We start from the raw sequence: 16,956 nt of genomic DNA, 5'->3' as shown, positions 1-16,956 counted from the left end.
TCAGACGAAAAAGATCTTCGGGTTATTTGAAGCCGTTTTGCCGCCACGCTTCGTAAACGGCCACCGCCACGGTGTTCGACAGGTTCAGGCTGCGGCAGCCTTCGCGCATCGGTAGCCGCAGGCGTTGCTCGCCGGGCAGGGCGTCCAGTACGTCAGCGGGCAGGCCGCGGCTTTCCGGACCGAAGAGGAACGCATCGCCTTCTGCAAAGCTGGCATCGTGGAACGGCCGCGAGCCCTTGGTGGTAAAGGCGAACAGGCGCGGGTGGCCAAGGCTTTCCAGGCAACTGGCAAGGTCGGCGTGGCGTTGCAGGGTGGCGTATTCGTGATAGTCGAGGCCGGCCCTGCGCAGGCGCTTGTCGTCCATCTCGAAACCCAGCGGTTCGATCAAATGCAGGTGGCAGCCACTGTTGGCGCACAGCCTGATAACGTTGCCGGTATTCGGCGGAATTTCTGGTTGGAAAAGGATGACGTGAAACATGCACGGCTCCGAAGGTAAAGATGACCGGCATTCTACGCCGCAAGCGGACAAGCGTTCGAAACTATTCCCACGGGTGATGGGTTCGCTGGCGATTGTCGGGGTTATGGTGGGATTGATGATCGGTCGCCTGACCACGCCGGATCCCAGCACTTTGCAGCAGGTCGACGTGACGAGCGATGGCCTGGTGCTGTGGTTCAACAACGAACCCAAGGTCCATGGCGAGATCGTGGACGGCAGTGTGGCGCTGTTGTTCAGTGCCGAAGGCAAGGCGCAGAACGGTCAGCTCAAGCTCAACGACAAAGGCGTGAACTGGCGTGTACGTTTGAGTGATGGGGGGTTGTTGCTGACGGTGGTGGCGGCCCGACCGCTTCAGGGCGAATGGGCTGGTAGCGAGGTCGACGACCGCTGGCGACTGGAGATCCATCTCCGAGAGCAATAAAAGAGGGAATCCCCGGCCTGCCTGTACCAAGGTCCCCAAAACGGGAGGGATCACGCGTTGCCTCGTGAACCCGGTGTAAAGAAGGAACCCCTGACCTGCCTGTATCAAGGGCCCCAAAACTGCGTGGCTCGTCGCAAGTGCGGTATGAGCCCGGTGTAAAGAGGGGAATCCCCGGCCTGCCTGTACCAAGGTCCCCGAAACTGGGTAGTGAATCGAATCACTGAAGGGACTATTGCAGGGGGCGTGCCAGCTTTTAACAAGTTGAAACAGAAAGTCGTCGTTGAATGCTGGAAGCCCCGTATTGCGGGGCTTTCGTGTTTTTTCGGTGGGCGTTCGATTGCGAAAAAAGGTGGGATTTGAAGGCAGTGTTTGTGCGCGATTGCGGTTCACGGTGCCTTCAGTCGGTGCACCGAACCCCCAAAAGCATCGCGGGCAAGCCCGCTCCCACAGTATTCAGCGGTGTACACAAAATTGTGAAAGCACCAAAGATCACTGTGGGAGCGGGCTTGCCCGCGAATGGATCTAACGATCAGCGAAGATCTACAGACTAATTAGCCCTCTTCCCCTTCATCATCATCCCCACCATCAACTTTCATCCCCAGTTCCTTGATCTTGCGAGTCAGGGTATTTCGTCCCCAGCCCAACAAAACCGCAGCATCGCGGCGACGGCCAGCGGTGTGTTTCAGGGCGGTTTCAATCATGATTCGCTCAAAGGCCGGCACGGCGCTGTCAAGCAAGCTCGACTGACCGCGAGCCAGCGCCTGGTCTGCCCACTGGCGCAATGCTTGTTCCCAGTTGGTGACCGGCGCCGAATCCTGCGGCAGGTTCAGCAGCTCTGGTGGCAAGTCGCTGATGTGCACTTCACGGCCGGAAGCCATCACCGTGATCCAGCGGCAGGTATTCTCCAGCTGGCGCACGTTGCCGCCCCACGGCAGGTTTTTCAGGTATTCCTCGGTTTCACTTTTCAGCAGCTTTGGCTCAACCGCGAGTTCTTGCGCGGCGCGGCTGAGGAAGTGTTTGGCGAGGGTCGGGATGTCTTCGCGACGGTCTGACAGGCGCGGGATGTGAATGCGGATCACGTTGAGGCGATGGAACAAGTCCTCACGGAATTTCCCCGCGTGCACCAGGGTTTCGAGGTTCTGGTGCGTCGCGGCAATGATTCGCACATCCACCTTGACCGGCGTATGACCGCCAACGCGGTAGAACTCGCCGTCCGCCAGCACGCGCAGCAAGCGGGTTTGCGTATCTGCCGGCATGTCGCCGATTTCGTCGAGGAACAACGTGCCGCCATCAGCCTGTTCAAAACGCCCGCGACGAAGGTTGGCTGCGCCGGTAAACGCGCCCTTCTCGTGACCGAACAGCTCGGATTCCATCAAGTCTTTCGGAATTGCCGCCATGTTCAGCGCAATAAATGGCGACGCCGCGCGAGGGCTGTGGCGGTGCAGGGCATGCGCCACCAGCTCTTTGCCGGTCCCGGATTCACCATTGATCAACACGGTGATGTTGGAGTGGCTCAAGCGCCCGATGGCGCGAAACACTTCCTGCATCGCCGGCGCTTCACCGATGATTTCCGGGGTGCGGGTCAGGGCGACCGGCACTTCCAGGCCTTGCTGTTCCTGAGCGTGCTGGTTGGCGCGCTTGACCAGGGACACGGCTTCGTCGACGTCGAACGGCTTGGGCAGGTATTCGAATGCGCCGCCCTGATAGGACGCGACAGCGCTGTCCAGGTCGGAGTGCGCGGTCATGATGATGACCGGCAGCCGTGGGTGTTGCTCGCGAATCCGCGCCAGGAGGTCCAGACCGCTGGCGCCCGGCATGCGGATGTCGGAGATGATCACGTCCGGCTGCTGACGCGCCAGGCGGCTCATCACGCCATCGGCGCTGTCGAAGCTTTGCGTGGTCATGCCTTCCTGCTGCAAGGCTTTTTCCAGAACCCAACGGATTGATCGGTCGTCATCGACGATCCACACGGTTTCACTACGGCTCATGTCGATGTGGCTCCTTGTTCCAGTGGCAGAAAGATCGAGAAGGTTGTGTGGCCTGGATGGCTGTCACATTCGATCAGGCCCTGGTGCTGGCTGATGATGTTCTGGGTAATGGCCAGGCCCAGTCCGGTACCGTCCGGACGACCGCTGACCATGGGAAAGAAGATGGTTTCCTGCAGTTCCGCAGGAATGCCGGGACCGTTGTCGATGATTTCGATCTTGGTCACGAGGCGATGGCGCACATGGCCGATGGTGAACTGGCGCATGGCGCGGGTACGCAGGCTGATGCGGCCCAGGCGCAGCTCGTTCTGGCTGCTGATGGCCTGCATCGCGTTGCGCACGATGTTCAACACCGCCTGAATCATCTGTTCGCGGTCGATCAGGACGTCGGGAATGCTTGGGTCGTAATCGCGCACCAAGGTAATGCAGCCCTGGCTTTCGGCCTCGACCAGATGGCAGACGCGCTCCAGCACTTCGTGGATGTTGCACATGGCCAGTGACGGCAGCTTGTTGGAGCCGAGCATGCGATCGACGAGGTTACGCAGGCGATCGGCTTCTTCGATGATCACATTGGTGTAATCGCGCAGGCTTTCTTCCGGCAGTTCACGGGCGAGCAATTGCGCGGCACCACGAATCCCGCCGAGCGGGTTCTTGATTTCATGGGCGAGGCCGCGCACCAGCATCTTGCTGGTTTCCTGCTTCGACAGCTGCGCCTCTTCCTTGGTGATCCGCAGCAAGCGGTCACGGGGATGGACTTCCAGCAGCAGCATGGTGGCGCCGTTGGCCAGGATCGGTGTCACCGCGTAGTCGACGGTCAGCGTCTGGCCGGTGAGGGCAGTAAGCATCGCTTCGCGCTTGGTGAACGGATGGGCCTGCTCGACTGCCTGGCGCAGAGAATTCAGTGCTTCGGTGGACTCGGTGAACAACTCGCTGATGAACTGCCCATGGCTACGCTGGCCGCTGATGGCCAGCAGCATTTCAGCCGCCGGGTTCATGTACTCGAGGCGCAGTTCGGCGTCGAGCAGGATGGTGGCGGTGGTGAGGTTGTCGAGTAGCAATCGATGCAGTGCGTCGCTAATGGTCATCAGGACCTCTTTTGGAGCAGGGCGCGCGCATGAATAAAGCGCTGATGCGGGGAAAATGCAAAAACCAAACCAAGGCTCCGAAAAGAAGCGTTTAAGGCCTGAAACGGGCGTTTGACGCTCATTTACGTGGCGTTCTGCCAGCTATCACGGGTACTTTCGAACCAAAATGGGATGGAAGTTGGGAACGATGGCGCGATTCGCACCAATACAGTGCGCAATCGTAAGTGACAATTAAAAGAAGCGCAGGAAGGGATTTTTTTCTTCTTCGGGTTTTTCTTTGAGCGGGCATTCGGGTCGCTGACCGTAATCGGTCAGCACGCAGGGTTTGACCTGGCGTTTTTGCGCGAGGGAAATACGCAGCATGTGGAAGGGCTGGTTGGCAGTGCGCTCGACGGTGCGGCCCTGCTCGTCAATGATTTCCACCGACAGGTTGTGGGAGCCGCGGTCGAGGTTGTTCAGGGCAAACACCGGGCTCCGTCCGGGTTCGGACGTGGGCTGGCCGTCCACCAGCAGGCGATAGCGGTGACCTCGTTGCAGGCCCGGTTCGCTGGTGACGCTGACAATCAGTTCACCGGCGCTGCTGCGGACCGTGGCGTCGGGTTCCGGTATCAGCACTCTCAGCATGTCGTAATGAAACGGCGGTGGTGTTGCCGTTTTCTTCCCGATAATGACGGGTACTGCGCCGGTCGGGTTGGCGGACATCCGATTGCTCGGCGCCATCGGCACACGTTTGGCGTTGCCCGTGCCGGGTTGATCGGTAAAGACCCGATTGCCCTGGGCGTCGGTATAGGTGAAGACCTCGGCCGCCACGGGCAGCGCGATCAGGCAGGCCAGCAGCAGCCACGCCCTCACGGTTTATGGACCCGTTGCACAGTGAAGGTGATGGTCGGGCTTTGCTGAATGATGCTTTCTCCATCGATGACCTGAACGGCGAGGCTGTGTTCACCGCGATCAATGTTGACCAGTTGCAGGATCGGTACGTTGCTCGGCTGGCCGTAAGGTTGATCATCCAGCAACAGCCTGAACAGATGAGGTCCTTGCAGGCGAGGTTTGATCTGCACATTGACCGTGAACGTGCCGTTGTTGGCGCGCAGGGCTTCGGTGGTGGGCAAGTTGGTCAGCTCAAGCACCTCATAGGCGCTCAGTGGCTGCTGACGGTTACTGGCTTCGGCAGCTGGTGCAGGAGGGGCCTGTCGCTCGACGCTGTTCAGGGGTGGCAAGTCGACAGGTTGCGCCTGCACGCCATCGGGCGGCTGATTACTGTACGCGGTATTGCCGGCGGCGTCGGTGTACTTATAGATCTGCGCTGCGGCAGGCAGGGCGATCAGCAGCAACATCAATAGAAAACCACGACCCATAAAATCGACCAGAAACGAAAGCGTTGGGGTGCAGCATAGGTCAGGGCTGGCGGTTGACCCAAGTTGTTAACATTCGGGTGCATAAAAGCGAGATCAAAAGATCGCAGCCTTCGGCAGCTCCTACAGGTTGTACGCGTTCCAAAGTAGGAGCTGCCGAAGGCTGCGATCTTTTGACTTTGCCCACAAAAAAGGCCTCCCGAAGGAGGCCTCTCTTTGTCACGCCGCTTGCGCAGGCGCTACCGGATCAGCAGCTGTAGTACAGCTCGTATTCCAGTGGGTGTACGAAGGTACGGACCTTGATTTCTTCTTCGCTTTTCAGAGCGATGTAAGCGTCGATGAAGTCGTCGCTGAAAACGCCGCCTTTGGTCAGGAACGCACGACCTTTGTCCAGCTCTTCCAGGGCTTCTTTCAGGCTGCCGCAAACTTGTGGGATCTCTTTCGCCTCTTCAGGCGGCAGGTCGTACAGGTTTTTGTCAGCTGCATCGCCAGGGTGGATCTTGTTCTGGATACCGTCCAGACCAGCCATTACCAGGGCAGCGAAGGCCAGGTACGGGTTGGCTGCCGGATCCGGGAAGCGAGCTTCGATACGGCGAGCGCGAGGGCTGGACACGTAAGGAATACGGATCGAAGCGGAACGGTTGCGAGCCGAGTAGGCCAGCATCACTGGCGCTTCGAAACCTGGGACCAGACGCTTGTAGGAGTTGGTCGACGGGTTGGTGAAGCCGTTCAGTGCCTTACCGTGCTTGATGATGCCGCCGATGAAGAACAGGGCGGTGTCGGACAGGCCGGCATAGCCTTCGCCAGCGAAGGTGTTCTTGCCTTCTTTAGCGATGGACAGGTGAACGTGCATACCCGAACCGTTATCGCCGTACAGAGGCTTAGGCATGAAGGTAGCAGTACGGCCGTAAGCAACAGCCACGTTGTGTACGCAATACTTCAGGGTCTGAACTTCGTCAGCCTTGGCGACCAGGGTGTTGAACTTCACACCGATTTCGTTCTGGCCAGCAGTTGCCACTTCGTGGTGGTGCACTTCGATGACCAGGCCCATTTCTTCCATGGCGTTGCACATGGAGGTACGGATTTCGTGGTCGTGGTCAAACGGTGGAACCGGGAAGTAGCCGCCTTTGATGCCTGGACGGTGGCCGTGGTTGCCGCCTTCGACGTCCTGGTCAGACATCCACGAACCTTGTTCGGAGATGATTTTGAACATCGAGCCGGAGATGTCCGACTTGAATTTCACTTGGTCGAAGATGAAGAACTCTGGCTCCGGGCCAACGAAAACGGTATCGCCGATACCGGTCGACTTCAGGTATTCCTCGGCACGCTTGGCGATCGCACGTGGGTCACGGTCGTAGCCCTGCATGGTCGACGGCTCGATGACGTCGCACACGATGATCAGCGTTGGGTCTTCGGTGAACGGATCGAGAACGGCAGTGCTGTCGTCCGGCAGCAGGATCATGTCGGAAGCTTCGATGCCTTTCCAGCCAGCGATGGAGGAACCGTCGAACATTTTGCCTTCTTCGAAGAAAGCGTCATCCAGCGCGTCGCGAGCCGGCATGGTCACGTGGTGCTGAGTGCCTTTGGTGTCCGTGAAGCGCAGATCAATCCACTTGACGTCATGATCTTTGATGAGTTGAACCGACTTCGACATAGTGTCCTCCGGGTGGCTTCGGGCTTAAGTAGTGGATGCCCTTAGAATGTGGGTGATGCCGGCGCGAATACTCTGCCAAGGCAACCTGCCTCACAAGGGAGCAAATTGCATGCCAGTGCCCCACCGTGGGTTTTTTGCCCCAAATTCACGCTTATAAAGGCTTGATAAGACGTTTACTGAAAAATATCGCCCTGTAATGTGGCGCTGTTTTCAGTAAATGACCTGTTTTGGTGCGCGCAAAACCTTCTGCACATTAACTGGTTAAACCTTGAGCAATTTCCGCTATAATCCGCGCCCCCCTTTTTCGGCTGGCCCAGCGCGCGCTGTTTTCATGAAACTAATCGTAAAAGTCTTCCCCGAGATCACCATCAAGAGCCGCCCGGTACGGATGCGTTTCATCCGCCAGTTGGCCAAAAACATCCGCACCGTGCTCCGCGACTTGGACCCGGCCGTGGTGGTGAACGGTGTGTGGGACAATCTCGAGCTTGAAACCCGCGTAGCCGAGCCCAAAGTACTGAAGGAGATGACCGAGCGCCTGAGCTGCATGCCGGGTATCGCGCATTTCCTGCAGGTCGACGAGTACCCTTTGGGCGACTTCGACGACATCGTTGCCAAGTGCAAACAGCACTTCGGTGACGCGCTGGCAGGGAAGATTTTTTCGGTGCGCTGCAAGCGTGCCGGCAAGCATGAATTCAGCTCGATGGACGTCGAGAAATACGTCGGCAGCCAACTGCGTCGTCAGTGCGGCGCTGCCGGAATCTCGCTGAAAGAGCCGGAAATCGAAGTTCGCATCGAAATTCGCGACAAACGGTTGTTCGTGATCCACAACCAGCACAACAGCATCGGCGGTTATCCGCTGGGTGCCCTGGAGCAGACGCTTGTACTGATGTCCGGCGGCTTCGACTCCACCGTGGCCGCGTACCAGATCATGCGCCGCGGGCTGATGAGCCATTTCTGCTTCTTCAACCTGGGCGGAAGGGCCCATGAGCTGGGCGTGATGGAAGTCGCGCACTTCATCTGGAAGAAGTACGGAAGCTCCCAACGCGTGTTATTTGTCAGTGTGCCGTTCGAGGAAGTACTGGGAGAAATTCTCGGGAAAGTCGATAACAGTCATATGGGTGTGGTTTTGAAGCGTATGATGTTGCGCGCTGCATCCCGAATCGCTGATCGGCTGGAGATCGAGGCGCTGGTTACCGGCGAAGCGATTTCCCAGGTGTCGAGCCAGACACTGCCGAACCTGTCCGTGATCGACTGTGTGACCGACAAGCTGGTCTTGCGTCCGCTGATCGCCAGTCACAAGCAGGACATCATTGATCTGGCCAACGAAATCGGTACCGCCGATTTCGCCAAGCACATGCCGGAATACTGCGGGGTCATCTCGGTGAACCCCAAGACCCACGCCAAGCGTCCGCGCGTGGAGCATGAAGAGAAAGAATTCGACATGGCGGTTCTTGAGCGTGCGCTCGAGAACGCCAAGCTGGTACCAATCGATCGCGTAATCGACGAATTGGGCCAGGATTTGCAGATCGAAGAAGTCAGCGAAGCACTGGCGGGCCAGATCATCATCGATATCCGTCACCCGGATGCCGCTGAAGACGACCCGATGGCAATTGCTGGCATTGAGGTACAGACGATGCCGTTTTATGCATTGAACGCTCGTTTCAAGGAACTGGACCCTACTCGCCAGTACCTGCTGTATTGCGACAAAGGCGTGATGAGTCGCCTGCATGCCCACCATTTGCTCAGTGAGGGGCATGCCAATGTGCGCGTTTATCGACCGAGCTAAGAGCCCGGGGCTGTATGCCTGTGGCCTGCGTCACCGGCCCCCCGACTCTGCCGTCAAGCTGTAACGGCAAGGCCTGACTCTACTGTAAATCGCTGCCAAGACTTGTCAGCACACCGAATCCTCTGATCGAGATACACAAGTGATCGAAAATCTACGCAACATCGCCATCATTGCTCACGTTGACCATGGTAAGACCACCCTGGTAGACAAACTCTTGCGTCAATCCGGCACCCTGGAGCGCAACGAGCTCAACGACGAGCGCGTGATGGACTCCAACGACCAGGAGAAAGAGCGCGGTATTACCATTCTGGCGAAAAACACCGCCATCAACTGGAACGGCTACCACATCAACATCGTGGACACCCCGGGCCACGCCGACTTCGGCGGCGAAGTTGAACGCGTAATGTCGATGGTTGACTCCGTTCTGCTGCTGGTTGACGCTCAAGACGGCCCTATGCCGCAAACCCGTTTCGTGACCAAGAAGGCTTTCGAAGCCGGCCTGCGTCCAATCGTGGTCATCAACAAGGTTGACCGTCCAGGCGCACGTCCGGACTGGGTTCTGGACCAGATCTTCGACCTGTTCGACAACCTCGGTGCTACCGAAGAACAGCTGGACTTCAAAGTCGTCTACGCCTCGGCCCTGAACGGCATTGCCGGTCTGGAACACACCGACATGGCTGAAGACATGACCCCGCTGTACCAGTCGATCGTCGACAACGTACCAGCACCGAAAGTTGACCGTGACGGTCCGTTCCAGATGCAAATCTCGGCACTGGACTACAACAGCTTCCTGGGCATCATCGGCGTTGGCCGTATCGCTCGTGGTCGCGTCAAGCCGAACACCCAGGTTGTTGCGATCGATGCTGACGGCAAGCGCCGTAACGGTCGTATCCTGAAGCTGATGGGTCACCACGGTCTGCACCGTATCGACGTTGAAGAAGCAGCTGCCGGCGATATCGTCTGCATCAGCGGCTTCGACCAGCTGTTCATCTCCGACACTCTGTGCGACCCACTGAACGTCGAAGCGATGAAGCCGCTGACCGTTGACGAACCAACCGTTTCGATGACCTTCCAGGTTAACGACTCGCCGTTCTGCGGCCGTGAAGGCAAGTTCGTCACCAGCCGTAACATCAAAGAGCGTCTGGACAAAGAACTGCTCTACAACGTTGCCCTGCGCGTTGAAGAAGGCGACACCGCCGACAAGTTCAAAGTCTCCGGCCGTGGTGAGCTGCACCTCTCGGTACTGATCGAAACCATGCGTCGCGAAGGCTTCGAAATGGGTGTTGGTCGTCCGGAAGTGATCATCCGCATGGTTGATGGCGTCAAGCACGAACCGTACGAAAACGTGACCATCGACCTGCCAGAAGAATCGCAAGGTTCGATCATGGAGCAGATCGGTATCCGTAAAGGCGACCTGACCAACATGGTTCCGGATGGCAAGGGCCGTGTGCGCCTTGAGTACAACATCCCGGCTCGTGGCTTGATCGGTTTCCGTAACGAGTTCCTGACCCTGACCTCCGGTGCAGGCATCCTGACCTCGATCTTCGACCGTTACGACGTGATGAAGTCCGGCGACATGTCCGGCCGTCAGAACGGCGTGCTGGTTTCGGTTGCTACCGGTAAGGCTCTGACTTACTCGCTGGAAACCCTGCAAGCTCGCGGCAAATTGTTCCTGGGTCACGGTGAAGACGTGTACGAAGGTCAAATCGTCGGCATCAACAGCCGCGACAACGACCTGGGCGTTAACCCAACCAAAGGCAAGAAGCTCGACAACATGCGTGCCTCGGGTAAAGACGAAACCATCGCTCTGGTTCCGCCTATCCGTTTCACCCTGGAACAAGCTCTGGAATTCGTTCAAGAAGACGAATTGTGCGAAGTGACTCCTAAGTCCATCCGTCTTCGTAAGAAGATCCTGGGCGAAAGCGAGCGTACCCGCGCTGCCAAGAAGTCCGGTAACTAAGTCATTTAGTTAGCTGACAAAAAAACGCCCCCGACCGCAAGGTCGGGGGCGTTTTTGTTTGTCTGGAGCAAAATCAAAAGATCGCAGCCTCGTTTCACTCGACAGCTCCTACGGGCATGCGCATAACCCTGTAGGAGCTGTCGAGTGAAACGAGGCTGCGATTTTTTAGGGTTTAAAACTTCTCGAGGGTACGGCGCGAGTTGCTGGTTTCACGCGCCACTTCTTTGGGCTTGTAAGCGCAATAGCCCGGCCGCGGGCCGATTTTTGGGTGATTGCGGCAAGTATCCGGGCGCTTTTCATAAATAGTGCACAGACGACTCTTACGATCCAGGTACAGGCAATCGTTATTGCTCATGCGCTGGAGGGTGAAGATCTCGGACTTCTGGTTGTAGCGCTCGACGATCCCTTCCTTCTGCAAACGCTTGGCGATGTTCTTCGCCGGTTCGCCGCGCTCGAACTCGTCGACGATGCCGATACGGATCAGATCCTTGATCTTGACCTCGACCGGCAGGGTGCAGCAGCTGGATATGCACGAACCGCACATCGGCGCAGAGTACTTGGCCCAGGTATCGAGGCGATCGATCTCAGCAGCGGCGATCAGATTGGACTTCATCATCGGTTGTTACCAGCGTGTGCATCAGGGCGCGCGATCATACCGGGACTGGTGGATTTTTGAACAACCTTTCGCCAGATTTTTTCGCATATCGCTTCTCAACCGCCATATTTCGGCACGGGCCCTGCATTATTTCCAGCACATGACTCTTTAATGTCGACCTATCTCGCACTAACGGGAAAAACTGCCGAACCAGAGTTCCAACGACCTGTCAGACCGTCTAGGCTCAACTACTCCACGCTCGCTCGAGGTCCTATCGATGACTCAAGAACCACTTGTTCGCGAAGCAGAGGTGGCCGCATTTCGCGACGCCGTCTTGACCAAACTCACCTACGCGGTGGGCAAAGACCCCGATCACGCCTTCGACCACGACTGGTTCGAAGCCATTGCCCTGGCCGCGCGCGATCACATGGTCGAGCACTGGATGGATCACACGCGGCAGATCTACCGCAAAGGTCAGAAGCGCGTTTATTACCTCTCCCTTGAATTTCTTATCGGCCGTCTGCTCTACGACAGCCTGAGCAACCTCGGCCTGCTCGACGTTGCCCGCGAAGCCATGACCGAACTCGGCGTCGACATTGAACGCATTCGTTTGCTGGAGCCCGACGCAGCCCTGGGCAACGGTGGCCTGGGCCGTCTGGCAGCGTGCTTCATGGAAAGCATGTCGACCCTTGGCATTGCCGGACATGGCTATGGTATTCGTTACGAGCACGGCTTGTTCCGCCAGGCCATCGTCGATGGCTGGCAACAAGAGCAAACCGAACACTGGCTGGATTTCGGTAACCCATGGGAGTTCGAACGGCCGGAAGTGGTGTACCCCATCGGCTTCGGTGGCAGCGTTGAGACCGTCACCGACGAGGCTGGCAAGTCCAAGCAGGTGTGGACGCCGGTGGAAACCGTTCGCGCCATTGCGTACGACACACCGGTAGTCGGCTGGCGCGGGGCGAGCGTCAACACGCTGCGCCTGTGGCGTGCCCGTGCCATGGAAGATTTGCACCTGGAACGTTTCAACGCCGGTGACCACTTGGGCGCCGTCGCCGAAGTCGCCCGGGCGGAAAGTATTTCCCGCGTGCTCTACCCCGCAGACAGCACTGAAGCCGGTCAGGAGCTGCGCCTGCGTCAGGAGTATTTCTTCGTCGCCGCGTCCTTGCAGGATCTTCTGCGGCGCCACCGCAACATGCACACCTCGGTGCTGACCCTGGGCGACCATGCGGCGATCCAGCTCAACGATACCCACCCCTCGATTGCGGTGGCCGAGCTGATGCGGCAACTGGTCGACGTCTATGACGTCGCCTGGGATGCGGCGTGGCAAGTCACGGTGGATACGCTCTCGTACACCAACCACACGCTGCTGCCGGAAGCGCTGGAAACCTGGCCGGTCGGCCTGATGGAACGCATGCTGCCACGGCACATGCAGATCATTTACCTGATCAACGCCCAGCACATCGACTCGCTTCGGGCCAAAGGCATTCACGACTTCGACGTCTTGCGCGCGGTGTCGCTGATCGAGGAAGACAACGGCCGCCGTGTACGCATGGGCAACCTCGCATTCCTGGGCTCACACAGCGTCAACGGCGTGTCGGGCCTGCACACCCAGCTGATGCGCAAAACCGTGTTCTCCGAACTGCACAAGCTCTACCCGGAGCGGATCAACAACAAGACCAACGGCATCACCTTCCGCCGCTGGCTCTACCAGGCCAACTCGGAACTCACGTCTATGCTGGTCGACGCATTGGGCCCCGACTTGCTGGATAACCCGGAAGAGCGCCTGCTCGACCTGGAACCTTTCTCCGAGAAGCCGGCGTTCCTCAAGGCCTTCGCCGAGCAGCGCCTGCACAGCAAAAAAGCCCTGGCGTACATCATTCATGAGCGACTCGGAGTGGCAGTCAACCCGGCCGCCATGTTCGACGTGCAGGTCAAACGGATCCACGAATACAAACGCCAGCTGCTCAACCTGCTGCACACCGTGGCGCTCTATCAGGCGATTCGTGCGGAGCCGGAAATCGACTGGGTGCCGCGTGTGAAGATTTTCGCCGGCAAAGCGGCTGCCAGTTATCACCAGGCCAAGCTGATCATCAAATTGACCAACGACATCGCCCGGGTGGTCAACAACGACCCGACCGTGCGCGGCTTGCTCAAAGTGGTGTTCCTGCCCAACTACAACGTCAGCCTGGCGGAGAGCATTATTCCGGCCGCGGATCTGTCGGAGCAGATCTCCACCGCCGGCTTCGAAGCGTCGGGCACCAGCAACATGAAATTCGGCCTTAACGGCGCGTTGACGATCGGTACTCTGGATGGCGCCAACGTGGAAATGTGCGAGCGCATTGGTGCCGAGCATATGTTCATCTTCGGCCTAAGCGCCCAGCAGGTGGAAGCGCGCAAACAGAACCACGAGTTCAATGCGACACCGGACATTGCGGCGTCTCACCGACTCAACGACGTGCTGCAGGCGATTCGCGGCGGGGTGTTCTCGCCGGATGATCCGTCCCGTTATGCAGGTTTGATTGATTCGTTGATCGACTACGACCGCTTCCTGGTCTGCGCCGATTTCGATTCCTACTGGGACGCGCAGATGCGGGTCGAAGCGCATTGGCACGATTCCAAAGAATGGTGGCGTTCGGCAGTGCTGAACACGTCGCGGATGGGCTGGTTCTCTTCCGACCGGACGATTCGCGAGTACGCCACGGAAATCTGGAAGGCGCTGGAGTAAGTCTTCGCCTGGCTCGATATACTGGCGTGCCGGAAAAGATCGCAGCCTTCGGCAGCTTCTACAGGATCGTGTCTTGCCACGCCTTTGTAGGAGCTGCCGAAGGCTGCGATCTTTTAGTGTCGGGCTGCGCTAATCTTCCCGGATTGGCCAATGCGCTTAGGGATATCGACCATGCAATGGATTTTCATGCTGATAGGGCTGGTGCTCGGCTGGATACTCGACGAGTCGTTCAGCGATGCGCTGCTGGGCGCGTTGCTCGGTCTGGGTATGGGTCAAGCCATCCGTATCAACCGTCTGGATTCGCAAACCGCCGCCCAGCATCTGTTGCTCGAGCAAACGCAGGCCACGTTGACTTCGGTTCAGCAGCGGCTGGCATGGCTGGAGACGTCTGGCGTCAAAGCGCCTGAACGCAGCGAACCGGCGCCTGAATTCATTCTCGATGAAATCCCCGTTGAGTCTCCAGAGCTGATCTGGGAGCTACCTCCCGAACTCGAACCCGTCACCGCCGCGTCCACTGAAGCCAGTCGACCCCTGCCTGTGGACGCCTGGAAGCCAGAACCGGTCTCCCGCGAACCCCAGGAGCCTGCCGCCCCACGCGGCCCCAACTTCATCGAGCGCGCCATCAACGGTGCTCGAGCCTGGTTGTTCGGCGGCAACACCGTGCTGCGCGTTGGCGTGGTGCTGTTGTTTCTCGGGCTGGCGTTTCTGCTGCGCTATGCCACTGAAGGCATGGTGGTGCCGATCGAACTGCGTTATGCCGGGGTAGCTGGCGCTGCCTTGGGCTTGCTGGGTTTAGGTTGGTGGCTGCGCACGCGCAACAGGCAATACGCGCTCATGTTGCAAGGCACCGGGATCGCGGTGTTGTATCTGACGGTATTTGCCGCGATGCGCTTGCACCCGTTGCTCGACCCTGGTGCCGCATTGGGATTGCTGGTGGCAGTGACGGTGTTCTCGGCGATCCTCGCCATCACTCAGGATGCATTGGGCCTGGCTGCTGTTGCGGCACTCGGCGGTTTCGCCGCGCCGATTCTGACGTCGACTGGCGCAGGTAACCATGTCGCCCTGTTCAGCTACTTCGCGTTACTCAACGCCGGCATTCTCGGCATTGCCTGGTTCAAGGCCTGGCGACTGCTGAACCTGATTGGCTTCGTCGGCACCTTCGGCATCGGTTTCGCCTGGGGATTGCGCTCCTATACGCCGGAACTGCTGTGGAGCACCGAGCCGTTTCTTGTCCTGTTCTTCCTGATGTACCTGGCCATCGGCTTGCTGTTTGCCCGGCGCAAACTGCTGGAGATGAGCGACGCGCCCGAGGACGACAGTCGCGAGGCGCTGTTGCGCTGGTCGGCGCGCAAGGGTGATTACGTCGACGGCACGATGCTGTTTGGTCCGCCACTGGTGGGCTTCGGTTTGCAGTTCGCGCTGGTCCAGCATCTGGAGTTCGCGGCGGCGTTCAGCGCTCTGGCGCTGGGCATGATCTACATGGGGCTGGCGCGTTTACTGAGTGGTGGTCGGGCGTTGCTGTTAGCGGAAACCTGCCTGGCACTCGGCGTGATTTTTACCAGCCTGGCAATTCCGTTGGGACTCGACGCTCGCTGGACCTCGGCCGCTTGGGCCGTGGAAAGTGCGGGCATCTTCTGGCTCGGCCTGCGTCAACAACGACCGTTGGCTCGTGCCTTTGCCTTGCTGCTGCAATTGGGCGCGGCAGTGGCATTTCTCAGCGAGCTGCGCGGCGGCGAAAGTAGCCTGCTCGATGGGGCACCGCTCGGGGCATTGATGCTCGGCGTGGCGCTGCTGTTCAGCTTCTACCAATTGCGCAAAGCGACGCCGGAACAGACCTCGGAATGGGAACGCAAAGGGCTGCCTGTGTTGGCGTGCCTGGGTTTGACGTTCCTCTATCTGTTGGCGCCGTTGTTCTTCTTCACACAAGGCACGACGATCAGTTGGGCGCTCGCCGGTCTGGCCACCTTGTTCGTCGGGCTGCGCCTGCAATCGCGCACCTTCCTGTTCAGTGCATTTGCCGTGCAGTTGCTGGGCGGTGCGTTGTTCCTGATGCGGCTGCAAGGTTCGAGTGGCGAGACAGGCGCCGTATTCAGTGCCGGTTGGAGCGGCTTGCTCAGCGCGTCGTTGATCGGCCTGGCGCTGATTGCCGGGACGTTGCTGGCGGCAAGGGACGAAATGGTGCGCAGTGATCCGCGGCTGTTGCGCGGTTTGTCGGTGGTGTTGCTGGCGGGTCTGGTGCTGATCAACCTGGCGGTGCTGTTCGTTCTGCCTTGGCAAACAGCGAGCGCCGTGTGGGCGGCCAGCGGGCTGTTCATCATCTGGCTGAGCCTGTACCTGACGCAGCGAGTGAGTTTTATCTTCGGTCTGCTGTTGCAGGTGATCGGCGGCACGGCGTTTTTGCTGTCGGGTCCGCAGCTGTTCGGTGCGTTGACCAACGAGGGTCTGCGACCCCTGGCCCACGGCGGTTTCTGGACGCCACTGGTCTTGGGTCTGGCGGCATTGATCGGCGCCTGGCGCTTGCAACTTGGCACCCATGCCTCGGCGTTCGATTCGCTCAGCTTGCAGCGTTTGTCCCAGGTGTTGCTGGTGTGGGGCGCGGGTTGGTGGGCCTTGGCGTGGGGGCTGGAAATCCTGCGGTTTGCGCCGGTGGACCTGCAAGCGAGCTTGCTTCTGGCCGCCACGGCAGCGAGCTTCGCGTTGTGGACGTGGTTGGCGTTGCGCCTTGAATGGTCATCGCTGGGCTTGCTTTGTCTCTCGCTGATACCGGCGGGCGGTCTCGTGCTGCTCGACGCCTTGTACGCCCGGTTCCACCCGGCTGCCAATGTCGGCTGGTTGGCGTGGGCCGCCGTGTTCGCCGTGCACTTCATCTCTGTGCGGCGCTTGGCGCCCAT

12 protein-coding genes are annotated in these 16,956 nt (G+C 59.0%); 5 read left to right on the top strand and 7 right to left on the bottom strand.

What is annotated here, in order from left to right; translation table 11 throughout:
• Nucleotides 1-22 precede the first annotated feature (22 nt).
• On the bottom strand, nt 23-478 hold the full coding sequence (gene trmL / locus GBC55_RS08080) for a tRNA (uridine(34)/cytosine(34)/5-carboxymethylaminomethyluridine(34)-2'-O)-methyltransferase TrmL (RefSeq protein WP_162436965.1): 456 nt from the start codon (nt 476-478) through the stop codon (nt 23-25).
• Here trmL and GBC55_RS08075 point away from each other — a divergent pair.
• Nucleotides 477-917 (top strand): hypothetical protein, encoded by a 441-nt coding sequence (locus tag GBC55_RS08075; protein WP_162436964.1) that lies wholly within the window; start codon nt 477-479, stop codon nt 915-917. The two genes, trmL and GBC55_RS08075, sit on opposite strands and share 2 nt — an antisense overlap.
• A 551-nt stretch (nt 918-1,468) precedes the next feature.
• On the opposite strand, the gene ntrC is transcribed toward GBC55_RS08075, so the two are convergent.
• The 5 genes from ntrC to glnA all read right to left on the bottom strand — a co-directional run bounded on the left by ntrC (nt 1,469) and on the right by glnA (nt 6,996).
• Complete coding sequence (gene ntrC, locus GBC55_RS08070; protein ID WP_054055303.1) at nt 1,469-2,905, bottom strand: nitrogen regulation protein NR(I); 1,437 nt, start codon at nt 2,903-2,905, stop codon at nt 1,469-1,471.
• Nucleotides 2,902-3,987: a nitrogen regulation protein NR(II) gene (gene glnL / locus GBC55_RS08065; protein WP_162436963.1), complete on the bottom strand. Its 1,086-nt coding sequence runs from the start codon at nt 3,985-3,987 to the stop codon at nt 2,902-2,904. Before glnL ends, ntrC begins: the two co-directional genes overlap by 4 nt.
• A 231-nt stretch (nt 3,988-4,218) precedes the next feature.
• Entirely contained in the window at nt 4,219-4,839 is a 621-nt protein-coding gene (locus GBC55_RS08060) for a DUF4124 domain-containing protein (RefSeq protein ID WP_162436962.1), read from the bottom strand.
• Entirely contained in the window at nt 4,836-5,345 is a 510-nt protein-coding gene (locus GBC55_RS08055) for a DUF4124 domain-containing protein (protein ID WP_162436961.1), read from the bottom strand. The genes GBC55_RS08060 and GBC55_RS08055 overlap by 4 nt, the downstream gene beginning before the upstream one ends.
• A 244-nt stretch (nt 5,346-5,589) precedes the next feature.
• Nucleotides 5,590-6,996, bottom strand: coding sequence for a type I glutamate--ammonia ligase (gene glnA, locus GBC55_RS08050; RefSeq protein ID WP_162436960.1), 1,407 nt, complete (start codon nt 6,994-6,996; stop codon nt 5,590-5,592).
• 331 nt (nt 6,997-7,327) lie between these two features.
• Between glnA and thiI the strand changes: the two genes are divergently transcribed.
• Entirely contained in the window at nt 7,328-8,782 is a 1,455-nt protein-coding gene (gene thiI / locus GBC55_RS08045) for a tRNA uracil 4-sulfurtransferase ThiI (protein WP_162436959.1), read from the top strand.
• 139 nt (nt 8,783-8,921) lie between these two features.
• Entirely contained in the window at nt 8,922-10,742 is a 1,821-nt protein-coding gene (gene typA, locus GBC55_RS08040; protein WP_162436958.1) for a translational GTPase TypA, read from the top strand.
• Between the two features lie 172 nt (nt 10,743-10,914).
• Here the strand turns inward: typA and GBC55_RS08035 are convergent, their stop codons facing one another.
• Nucleotides 10,915-11,355, bottom strand: a complete 441-nt coding sequence (locus GBC55_RS08035; protein WP_178114283.1) for a YkgJ family cysteine cluster protein — start codon at nt 11,353-11,355, stop codon at nt 10,915-10,917.
• Nucleotides 11,356-11,614: 259 nt separating this feature from the next.
• Between GBC55_RS08035 and GBC55_RS08030 the strand changes: the two genes are divergently transcribed.
• Together GBC55_RS08030 and GBC55_RS08025 are read left to right on the top strand one after the other, a co-directional pair.
• Complete coding sequence (locus tag GBC55_RS08030; RefSeq protein WP_162436956.1) at nt 11,615-14,065, top strand: glycogen/starch/alpha-glucan phosphorylase; 2,451 nt, start codon at nt 11,615-11,617, stop codon at nt 14,063-14,065.
• A 171-nt stretch (nt 14,066-14,236) separates the two neighbouring features.
• Nucleotides 14,237-16,956 (top strand): DUF2339 domain-containing protein (locus GBC55_RS08025; RefSeq protein WP_247266880.1); only part of this gene is annotated, 2,720 nt, incomplete at its 3' end.

This window comes from Pseudomonas sp. TNT3, from assembly GCF_010095445.2.
Lineage (GTDB): Bacteria > Pseudomonadota > Gammaproteobacteria > Pseudomonadales > Pseudomonadaceae > Aquipseudomonas.
The sequence above is the reverse complement of the archived record's forward strand: the minus strand, read 5'-3'. Positions and strand labels throughout refer to the sequence as shown.